At 68.2% G+C, this 9,751-nt stretch carries 9 protein-coding genes; 4 read left to right on the top strand and 5 right to left on the bottom strand.

Annotated features, from left to right (window positions below):
* Window positions 1-349: 349 nt before the first annotated feature.
* Together IT779_RS04030 and IT779_RS04025 are read right to left on the bottom strand one after the other, a co-directional pair.
* Complete coding sequence (locus IT779_RS04030) at window positions 350-532, bottom strand: DUF5302 domain-containing protein (protein WP_196147703.1); 183 nt, start codon at window positions 530-532, stop codon at window positions 350-352.
* A gap of 135 nt (window positions 533-667) precedes the next feature.
* Window positions 668-1,369: an IclR family transcriptional regulator gene (locus tag IT779_RS04025; protein ID WP_196147702.1), complete on the bottom strand. Its 702-nt coding sequence runs from the start codon at window positions 1,367-1,369 to the stop codon at window positions 668-670.
* Between the two features lie 259 nt (window positions 1,370-1,628).
* On the opposite strand from IT779_RS04025, the gene leuC reads away from it, so the two are divergent.
* The 3 genes from leuC (at window position 1,629) to IT779_RS04010 (ending at window position 4,567) form a co-directional block, all read left to right on the top strand.
* Window positions 1,629-3,053, top strand: coding sequence for a 3-isopropylmalate dehydratase large subunit (gene leuC / locus IT779_RS04020; protein WP_196147701.1), 1,425 nt, complete (start codon window positions 1,629-1,631; stop codon window positions 3,051-3,053).
* Between the two features lie 85 nt (window positions 3,054-3,138).
* Entirely contained in the window at window positions 3,139-3,747 is a 609-nt protein-coding gene (gene leuD, locus IT779_RS04015) for a 3-isopropylmalate dehydratase small subunit (protein WP_196147700.1), read from the top strand.
* A 157-nt stretch (window positions 3,748-3,904) separates the two neighbouring features.
* Entirely contained in the window at window positions 3,905-4,567 is a 663-nt protein-coding gene (locus IT779_RS04010) for an HU family DNA-binding protein (protein WP_196147699.1), read from the top strand.
* A gap of 130 nt (window positions 4,568-4,697) precedes the next feature.
* Here the strand turns inward: IT779_RS04010 and IT779_RS04005 are convergent, their stop codons facing one another.
* The 3 genes from IT779_RS04005 to cofC all read right to left on the bottom strand — a co-directional run bounded on the left by IT779_RS04005 (window position 4,698) and on the right by cofC (window position 8,580).
* Window positions 4,698-5,663, bottom strand: coding sequence for an NUDIX hydrolase (locus tag IT779_RS04005; protein ID WP_196147826.1), 966 nt, complete (start codon window positions 5,661-5,663; stop codon window positions 4,698-4,700).
* A complete protein-coding gene (locus IT779_RS04000) occupies window positions 5,660-7,822 on the bottom strand; it encodes an RNA degradosome polyphosphate kinase (protein ID WP_196147698.1) in 2,163 nt (720 codons plus the stop codon). The genes IT779_RS04005 and IT779_RS04000 overlap by 4 nt, the downstream gene beginning before the upstream one ends.
* 83 nt (window positions 7,823-7,905) lie before the next feature.
* Complete coding sequence (gene cofC, locus IT779_RS03995) at window positions 7,906-8,580, bottom strand: 2-phospho-L-lactate guanylyltransferase (protein WP_196147697.1); 675 nt, start codon at window positions 8,578-8,580, stop codon at window positions 7,906-7,908.
* A gap of 110 nt (window positions 8,581-8,690) precedes the next feature.
* Here cofC and IT779_RS03990 point away from each other — a divergent pair, with 110 nt between their 5' ends.
* Complete coding sequence (locus IT779_RS03990; RefSeq protein WP_196147696.1) at window positions 8,691-9,701, top strand: NAD(P)H-dependent glycerol-3-phosphate dehydrogenase; 1,011 nt, start codon at window positions 8,691-8,693, stop codon at window positions 9,699-9,701.
* Window positions 9,702-9,751: the final 50 nt, after the last annotated feature.

Here is a 9,751-nt window from a genome sequence, read left to right as displayed (position 1 = left end):
TTTGGGAAATTCTTGCGTGTTGTGGTGGGGGAAGTGGGGATGTTTCGGTGGGGGTGGGGTGGGGGATTTTGTTGGGGTGATCTTGGTTCGGGGGATTTGTTGGGGGTGCGTGGGGTTTGCTTTGTGGGGGAATCGTCTGATTTGTTGGGGATAAAAGTGAGTTCCGGTCGGTTTGTTTTGGCTGTCGGGGTGGGTTTCGGTGGGGGTAGCTGGGGTTGTGCTGGGGATGGTGGTTCGGGTGGGGACGGTGGTGGTCGTTTGGGTGGGGACGGGGTGTGTGTCAGGTGGGTGAAGGCTCCTGGAACGCGAGAAGCCTCCCGGGGGCGGGAGGCTTCTCTTGGTGGGGGAGCTAGCCGCTCTTGCGGCGGAACTCTCTCTTGTGGGAGGCGGGGGTGTGGGGGCCCGCTGCTTTCGAGGTGCCGTCCAGGTGGTCGTTCTTGCGGGTGGCCTGGGCGTTCTTGCGGTCCAGGGCCTCCTTGAACTTGCGTTTCACTTCGTCGGAGCCGTTGGGGGAATTTCGTGCCTTCGTCATCGACTGCTCCTCGCTTCGCGGCGCGGCTACCGCTCTTGGGGGTGGGGTGTCCGGCCGGACCTATGGATGGGTCGACGCTAGTGGTTCGGGTGGGTGGGTGTCATCGGGTTTTACGGTGCGCGTCGACAGAAGTTGTCATAGGCGTTTGTGCAGGGCGTCGGCGGCGGCGACGAGGTCGGCGGCCCAGCGGGCGCCCGGTCGGCGGCCCATGCGGTCTATGGGGCCGGAGACCGAGACCGCGGCGACCACGGCGCCTGCCGCGTCGCGGACGGGGGCCGAGACGCTGGCCACGCCCGCGGCGCGTTCGGCGGCGCTCTGGGCCCAGCCGCGCTTGCGGACCTCGGCGAGAGCGCGCTCGCCGAAGACGGCGTCGGCGAGAATGGTGCGTTGGAGTTCGGGGTCGGCCCAGGCCAGCAGGACCTTGGCGGCGGAGCCCGCGGTGAGTGGCAGGCGGGAGCCGACGGGGACGGTGTCGCGCAGGCCGACCGGTGGTTCCAACGCGGCGACGCAGACCCGCGCATTTCCGTCACGGCAGTAGAGCTGCACGCTCTCGCCGGTGATCTCGCGCAAGCGGGGCAGGATCGCGCCCGCGGCCTCCTGTAGCGGGTCGGCGGCGCCCGCGGCCAGTTCGGCCAGCGCAGGCCCGGGGCGCCACAGGCCGTTGCCGTCCCTGGCCAGCAGGCGGTGCACTTCCAGGCCGACCGCGAGGCGGTGCGCGGTGGCGCGCGGCAGGCCGGTGCGGGTGCAGAGTTCGTTGAGGCCGCACGGGTGCTCGGCGACGGCGTAGAGGACCGCCACTGCTTTGTCGAGGACGCCTATACCGCTATGCTGTCTCATAGAACGATACTAGCGTCTCGGATGCTGAGAACATCACCGATGAACGTCACCGATGCTCACACTGTCGGTCCGATGGTCGGAACCTTCCGTGCGCACGATCGCCGCACAGGCGAACCGGTGCGCGGAGTGCGAACTCCGGCTCGCGCCGAATCATCCGTGACATCGCATCATCCGTGACATCGCTGTCAATATCGCAGCTCGCGTCGCGCTCACAGCCCCGAGGGGTCGTCGCGGGCCGCCCTTCGAAAGGTGATCGAAAATGGCCGACCGCCCACGCACCCTGGCAGAGAAGGTGTGGGACGAACACGTGGTGGCCCGCGGCGCGGGCGAAGGCGACGCGCGCGAACCCGACCTCATCTACATCGACCTGCACCTCGTGCACGAGGTGACGAGCCCGCAGGCCTTCGACGGCCTGCGCGCCGCGGGCAGACCGGTCCGCAGGCCCGATCTGACCATCGCCACCGAGGACCACAACGTCCCCACCGTCGACATCGACAAGCCGATCGCGGACCCGGTCTCGCGCACCCAGGTGGAGACGCTGCGCCGCAACTGCGCCGAATTCGGCGTGCGGCTGCATCCGATGGGCGATATCGACCAGGGCATCGTGCACGTGGTCGGCCCGCAGCTCGGCCTGACCCAGCCCGGCACCACCGTGGTGTGCGGCGACAGCCACACCTCGACCCACGGCGCGTTCGGCGCGCTCGCCATGGGCATCGGCACCTCCGAGGTCGAACACGTGCTCGCCACCCAGACCTTGTCGCTGCGCCCCTTCAAGACCATGGCGGTGAACATCGACGGCGCGCTGCCCGAAGGCGTCACCGCCAAGGACGTGATCCTCGCGGTGATCGCGCAGATCGGCACGGGGGGCGGTCAGGGCTACGTCCTCGAGTACCGGGGCGATGCCGTGCGCGCCATGTCCATGGAGGCGCGGATGACCATGTGCAACATGTCCATCGAAGCGGGTGCGCGCGCAGGCATGGTGGCGCCGGACGAAACCACCTACGAATTCCTGCGCGACCGCCCGCACGCCCCGACCGGCGCGGACTGGGACGCCGCCGTGGAGGCGTGGGACGCCCTTCGCACCGACGATGGCGCGGTGTTCGACGCCGAGGTCCACATCGACGCGAGCGCGCTGAGCCCGTTCGTCACCTGGGGCACCAACCCCGGTCAGGGCGCCCCGCTCGGCGCCGCGGTGCCCGATCCCGCCGAGATCGCCGACCAGACGGCGCGCGAGTCCGCGGAGAAGGCGCTGCGGTACATGGATTTGACGCCGGGCACGCCGCTGCGCGAGGTCGGCGTCGACACCGTATTCGTCGGGTCGTGCACCAATGGCCGTATCGAGGATTTGCGTGCGGTGGCGAGCATTTTGCAGGGCCGCCGGGTGGCCGACGGGGTCCGAATGCTGGTTGTGCCGGGTTCGATGCGGGTGCGGGCGCAGGCGGAAAAAGAGGGTTTGGGCGAGATTTTCGACGCGGCGGGCGCCGAATGGCGGCAGGCCGGGTGCTCGATGTGCCTGGGAATGAACCCCGATCAGCTTTCCCCGGGGCAGCGCTGCGCATCGACATCGAATCGTAACTTCGAGGGCAGGCAGGGCAAGGGCGGTCGTACCCACCTGGTCTCGCCGCTGGTCGCGGCGGCCACCGCGGTCCGCGGAACGCTGTCCTCGCCTGCGGATCTGGACTGAGCCCGGCCCTGATCCCCGCGTCGCCGACCGCGATACCGGCGCCGGTCGCCGCGCTGATACCTTCACCGAATCGAGGAGAATTCCGATGCAACCCTTCACCCTGCACAAGGGAACCGGCGTCCCGCTGCGGCGTTCCAATGTGGATACCGATCAGATCATCCCCGCCGTCTATCTGAAGCGGGTCACGCGAACCGGATTCGAGGACGGCTTGTTCGCCGCGTGGCGCTCCGATCCCGACTTCATTCTGAACACCGAGCCGTACAAGCACGGCAGCGTCCTGGTCGCGGGGCCGGATTTCGGCACCGGGTCCTCGCGTGAGCACGCCGTTTGGGCGCTGTCGGACTACGGGTTTCGGGTGGTCATCTCCTCGCGCTTCGCCGACATCTTCCGCGGCAATGCCGGTAAGGGCGGCTTGTTGGCCGCGCAGATGTCACAGAACGATGTCGAATTGCTCTGGAAGATGATCGAGGAACAGCCCGGCATCGAATTGGTAGTAGACCTGCAAGCGCGAACCGTGACCGCCGGAACCGTCGTGTTGCCGTTCGATATTGATGACTACACGCGGTGGCGTCTGCTCGAAGGTTTGGACGATATCGGGCTTACGCTGCGGCGCAGCGACGTCATCACGGACTTCGAAAAGGCAAGGCCGAGTTGGAAGCCCACCACCCTCCCCGAGCGTATTTCGCGAGCGTAATCGCCGGATGTCGATAGCGGGACTCCATGGGGTGTGGTAGCTAGACGTGTGCTAAACCACCATGAATTTTGGCGTGGCACATAGACTCTTGCTCAAAGTGGGTTTACCGTGGTACCTAGTCGGTCCGACGACGGGCCATTAGTCTGCGGAGGATTCAATGAACAAGGCGGAACTGATCGACGTTCTGACCGAAAAGTTGGGTACGGACAGGCGCACGGCTACCGCGGCAGTCGAGCATGTGGTCGACACCATCGTGCGCGCGGTGCACAAAGGCCAGAGCGTCACGATCACCGGATTCGGTGTGTTCGAACAGCGTAAGCGTGCCGCCAGGGTGGCACGGAACCCGCGCACCGGCGAAACCGTCAAGGTGAAGCCGACTTCGGTGCCCGCGTTCCGTCCCGGCGCCCAATTCAAGGCCGTCATCGCGGGCAAGCAGAAGCTCGCCGCGACCGGTCCTGCGGTCAAGCGGGGTGTGAATGCCCCTGTGGCGGCTAAGAAGGCCGCCGCGAAGAAGACGGCGGCCAAGAAGACCGCCGCCAAGAAGGCGACCGCAACCAAGGCGCCCGCCAAGACGACGGCGCGTAAGGCCGCGGCCACCGCCCCGGCAAAGACGGCCGCTCGCAAGACGACTGCCACCAAGACGGCGGCCAAGAAGGCGCCCGCGAAGAAGACAACCGCCACCAAGGCCACAGCGGCCAAGACCGCGGCGGCCAAGAAGGCGACGGCGGCCAAGACCACAGCGGCCAAGGCCACCGCCGCCAAGAAGACCCCCGCGAAGAAGACCGCGGCCAAGAAGGCCCCGGCTCGTCGCGCTCGCTGATCCGCGTATCGGCGGTTCGACGCCGCCGGGTGATTCGTCCAAACGCAGCCGAATCACCCGCCGTACCGCGGAGAAACGGCCCCGGAAGCCTCCGGGGCCGTTTCTCGTATCCGCCTGTCGTGCGGCCGGATCAGGCTTTGACGATGTCGGTGGACAGCGACCGCTCCAGATGGTCGGCGGCCACGAGCCGCCCGTCGGCGAACGACAGCACCCACACGCTGCCCTTGCGGTTGCGCGCGGGCGGCAGCGTCAGGCCGTCCTTGCGGGCCCACCACGCCATCAGATCGGGAATCACCTTGCCCTGGCTGCACACAACCCGCACCGAGCCGGAGGCGACGAGGTCGACGGCGCGTTCGCGGGCCTTGTCGGTCTCGGCGGCGTAACCGCCCTCCGACAGCAACGGTTCGATCTCGATCTCGACGCCGAGCGCGCGTGCCAGCGGCCGCACGGTCTGCACGCAGCGCAGCGGATTCGCGGAAAACACCTCGCGCGCCCCGAACGCAAGTAGATTCGGAACCAGCGCCTCGGCGCGGGCCACACCCGCCCGCTCGAGCGGGCGTTCGTCGTCGGGACCGTCGAACCGGTCACGATGCCCGGCCTTCGCGTGCCTGACCACGAGCAGGGTGTCGAGCCGGGCGGGCAGCCGCGAGAATGCCCGCACCACCTGCCGGTCCATCGGATACGACAGCGTGTCCATCACCCGGTCCAGTCGGTGCCAGCTGAGGGCGTCGACCTCGGCATTGGCGTCGAATTCGCCGCCCAGCGCCTCGGCGGCCCAGTAGTCGACCCGTTTGAGCTTGCGGTGCCCGGTCACCGGGTAGGTGACATAGCCGAGGTAGCGGCCGAGCCGACAGCTCAGCCCGGTCTCCTCGCCGACCTCGCGCACCGCGGCCGCGATCGGCGTCTCGCCCGGGTCGAGTTTGCCCTTGGGCAGTGACCAGTCCCGGTATTTCGGCCGGTGCACGACGGCGATCTCGACGGTGCGCGGATCCTCGGCGCACCCGCGCCAGACGAGGGCTCCTGCGGCGTGGATGTTGGCGGTGATTCGGGGGTCGGAGAAATGTCCGGTGGTGTCGAAACCCGTCGTGCCGCTCACCGCTGATCCGGTCTCCGCAGTCGCATGAGGAAGTCCTGGTGATCTCTGACCTCGACGCCCTCGGCGCCCGCCTGTTCCGGCCACGCGGTCCAGCCGCCGTCGGCGTGCAGTTCCCAGCATCGGGTCGCGGGGTGCAGCGCCGAGTCGAAGACGTCGCCGAGTTGAGCGCTCAAGCGCGGATCCTTTACTTGCGCCATGACTTCCACGCGCCGGTCCAGATTCCGGTGCATCATGTCGGCGCTGCCGATCCAGTACTCGTCCTGCGCCTGGAAGTGCAGCACGCGGGAGTGTTCGAGGAAGCGGCCGAGAATGGAACGCACCGTGATGTTGTCGCTCATGCCAGGCACGCCGGGGCGCAGTCCGCAGATGCCGCGCACCACGATCTGCACCGACACGCCCGCCTGGGAAGCGCGGTAGAGGGCGTCGATGACCTGTTCGTCCACGATCGCGTTGGCCTTCAGGCGGATTCGCGCCTGCGTGCCCTGGCGGGCGAGTTCGATCTCGCGCTGGATGCGTTCGATGATGCCCGCGCGCACGCCCTGCGGCGCCACGAGCAGGTTGCGGTAGTTGGCTTTTCGGGAGTACCCGGTGAGCGAGTTGAACAGGTCGGTCAGGTCGGCGCCGATTTCCGGTGCGGCGGTGAGCAATCCGACATCCTCGTAGAGGCGCGCGGTCTTCGGGTTGTAGTTGCCGGTGCCGATGTGGCAGTAGCGGCGGATGGTGGAGCCCTCGCGGCGCACCACGAGGCAGGTCTTGCAGTGGGTCTTGAGGCCGATGAGGCCGTAGACCACGTGCACGCCCGCTTGTTCCAGCGCCCGTGCCCATTTGATGTTGGCCTGCTCGTCGAAACGCGCCTTGATCTCGACCAGCGCCACCACCTGCTTGCCCGCTTCGGCGGCGTCGATGAGGGCGTTGACGATCGGGGAGTCGCCGGAGGTGCGGTAGAGGGTCTGCTTGATCGCGAGTACCTGCGGGTCGGCGGCGGCCTGTTCGATGAAGCGCTGCACGCTCGTGGAGAACGAGTCGTAGGGGTGGTGCACCAGCACGTCGCCCTCGCGCAGCGCCTGGAAGACATTGCGCGGGGTCTCGCGTTCGCCGAAGGCGTGCGGGGTGGCCGGGACGTAGGGGGTGTCCTTCAGGTTCGGCCGGTCGACGCCGTACACCTGCCACAGGCAGGACAGGTCGAGCAGGCCGGGCGCCTGGATCACGTCGCCAGGGTCGACGTCGAGTTCGCGCAGCAGCAGATCGAGCATGTGCTCGGTCATGTCGTCGGAGACCTCGAGCCGCACCGGGGAGCCGAAGCGGCGGCGGGCGAGTTCGCGTTCGAGCGCTTGCAGCAGATCCTCGTCGCGATCCTCGTCGACCTCGAAGTCGGCGTTGCGGGTGATGCGGAAGGAATGGTGTTCGACCACTTCCATGCCGGGGAAAAGGAGATCGAGGTGGGCCGCGATGAGCGCTTCCATCGGAAGGAAGGCCGCGATGGGCGATTCGGCCTCGGTGCGCCGCACGCGCACGAACCGGTCGACGTTGTCGGGCACCTTGACCCTGGCGAAGTGTTCGCCGCCGGTGGCCGCGTCCTTGACCGTCACCGCGAGGTTGAGGCTGAGGCCGCTGATGTAGGGGAAGGGGTGGGCCGGATCCACCGCGAGCGGTGTCAGCACCGGGAAGACCTGGTCCTGGAAGTGCTCCGATAGTCGTCTGCGTTCGTGCTCTTGTAGGTCGGCCCAGTCGATGATCCTGATGCCCTCCGCGGTGAGCGCGGGCTGCACCGAGTCGAGGAACACCCGCGCGTGCCGATCGGCGATCTCCTGCGCGCGGGCGGCGATCAGGGCGAGCTGTTCGGTGGGCGAGCGGCCGTCCGCGGAACGAACCAACAGGCCGGTTTCGGCGCGACGTTTGAGTCCCGCGACCCGAACCATGTAGAACTCGTCGAGGTTGGACGCGAAGATCGCGAGGAATTTCGCGCGCTCCAGCAACGGCAGGGACTCGTCCTCCGCGAGCGCCAGTACCCGCGCATTGAAGTCGAGCCAACTGAGTTCGCGATTGAGGTAGCGATCTTTTGGCAACTGTTGCTCGGCCGTGGCGGCCGATACCGGTGTCACAGCAGGCGGCGGGGTGGGAAGCAGCTGTTGCTGCCTGACAATTTCGGTATCGCTCACATACCGATCATCCCCTACCGGCGGGTCGGATTGCACGCCGACAATGGGATTGGCCTGCTACCCCAACCGGGGGTGGCGACCCGCTAGCACACGCCGCGAACGACCTCGTGAACGGCATCGGACCAACCGATGTCGCGCAGGAGCGCGCCGGTCGTTTCGCCCGTGCCCAATGCTACCGCCCGGTCCAGGTCGGCGGCGGTGTCGACGTCGAGACGCAGGCCAGGCCACGCGCCGGTCAGGTCGACCGCGCCCGCGCCGATGTGGGCGCGCGCGGAACCGGCACCGAACCGCGGTTCGAGTTCGACGGCGGCGCCGCCCGCGAGCAGCGCCGCGGTGCCGGTGCCCGCGTGATCGACCACGAGGGACCGCCGGTCGCGCGGCGCGTCGGCGAGCATGGCCGCCAGCTCCGCCGGACGCAGGGCGGGCAGGTCGGCCTGCAGTGCCAGCAGTTCGACGGGTCCGTGCCTGCGCCGCAGCGTCGCCGCGGCGTCGGCGAGCGCGGCGTTCAGATCCGAGATCGTCGGCTCGGGATGGATGTCGGCGCCGAGCGAGCGCGCGAGTTCGGCGACCGTCGGATCGGGGGTGACCACGGTGACCGAATGGACGGCGTCGACCGCCGCGGCGGCGGTCATGGTGTCGGCGAGCATGGCGAGCACCAGCCGCGCCCGGTATTCGGGGCGTAGCCGGTCGGCCAGTCTGCTCTTGGCCAGATCGAGGTTCTTGACCGCGATCACGGCATGCACGGCGTGCGAGCGCATGTGGCCAATACTTCCACTACCCGCATTTCCCCCGTTCGTAGCCTGCCGGTCACCTGAGTCTTTCGGGGGTATCGGGCTGTACCGACCGTTTCGGATGGCATATTGAGCAGATGACGAGGGCTGCGGTACTTGGTGCGGGGTCATGGGGCACGGCGTTCGCGAAGGTGTTGGCCGACGCGGGCACCGAGGTGACGATCTGGGCGCGGCGCCCCGAGGTCGCCAAGGCGCTGGCCACCGAGCATCGCAACCCGTTCTACCTGCCCGATGTCGCGCTGCCCTCGGTCTCGGCCACCGACGATCACGTCGAAGCGCTCGACGGAGCGGGCATCGTGGTGCTCGCGGTGCCGTCGCAGTCGCTGCGCGGCAACCTCGAGCACTGGAAGGGCGCCATCGGCGCCGCGCTGGCCCGCGACGACGCCAGCCTGCTGAGCCTGGCCAAGGGCATCGAGACCGGGACGCTGCTGCGGATGAGTCAGGTGATCGGCGAGGTCACCGGCGCCGACGAAGGCAATATCGCGGTGCTGTCGGGGCCGAACCTGGCCAAGGAGATCGCGGCCGAACAGCCCGCCGCGACCGTCATCGCGTGTTCGGACGGCGCGCGTGCGGTCGCGCTGCAACAGGCGTGCGCCAACGGCTATTTCCGGCCCTACACCAATACCGACGTGATCGGCTGCGAGATCGGCGGCGCGTGCAAGAACGTGATCGCGCTGGCCTGCGGCATCGCGGCGGGCATGGGTCTCGGCGACAACTCCATCGCCAGCCTCATCACCCGTGGTCTCGCCGAGATCATCAGGCTCGGCGTCGCGCTCGGCGCCGAACCGGTGACGCTGGCGGGTCTGGCGGGCGTAGGCGACCTGGTCGCCACCTGCACTTCGCCGCTGTCGCGCAACCGCTCCTTCGGGCACGTGCTCGGCGCGGGCGGTTCCATGGAGGTCGCCCAGAATGCGACTCATGGGCAGGTCGCCGAAGGTGTGAAGTCCTGCACATCGGTGCGCGCGCTCGCGGCGGCCCATGATGTGGAGATGCCGCTGACCGAGGCGGTGCACCAGGTCTGCCACGAGGGCATGTCGGTGGCCGAGGCGGTCGGCAATCTGCTGGGCAGGCGCATCAAGCCGGAATGAGCACGGGCGCGGGCGCCCTCTCCGAATGCTGGCGCGGGCGCCCTCTCCGA

The organism is Nocardia bovistercoris (assembly GCF_015674855.1).
Lineage (GTDB): Bacteria > Actinomycetota > Actinomycetes > Mycobacteriales > Mycobacteriaceae > Nocardia > Nocardia bovistercoris.
Note: the sequence above shows the minus strand (reverse complement) of the source record. Positions and strands in the feature narration are given on the sequence as shown.

Coding starts and splice junctions, on each gene's coding strand:
- IT779_RS04030 (WP_196147703.1), bottom strand. CDS start 532: ATGACGAAGGCACGAAATTCCCCCAACGGCTCCGACGAAGTGAAACGC.
- leuC (WP_196147701.1), top strand. CDS start 1,629: ATGGCCGACCGCCCACGCACCCTGGCAGAGAAGGTGTGGGACGAACAC.
- IT779_RS04010 (WP_196147699.1), top strand. CDS start 3,905: ATGAACAAGGCGGAACTGATCGACGTTCTGACCGAAAAGTTGGGTACG.
- IT779_RS03990 (WP_196147696.1), top strand. CDS start 8,691: ATGACGAGGGCTGCGGTACTTGGTGCGGGGTCATGGGGCACGGCGTTC.
- IT779_RS04025 (WP_196147702.1), bottom strand. CDS start 1,369: ATGAGACAGCATAGCGGTATAGGCGTCCTCGACAAAGCAGTGGCGGTC.
- cofC (WP_196147697.1), bottom strand. CDS start 8,580: ATGCGCTCGCACGCCGTGCATGCCGTGATCGCGGTCAAGAACCTCGAT.
- leuD (WP_196147700.1), top strand. CDS start 3,139: ATGCAACCCTTCACCCTGCACAAGGGAACCGGCGTCCCGCTGCGGCGT.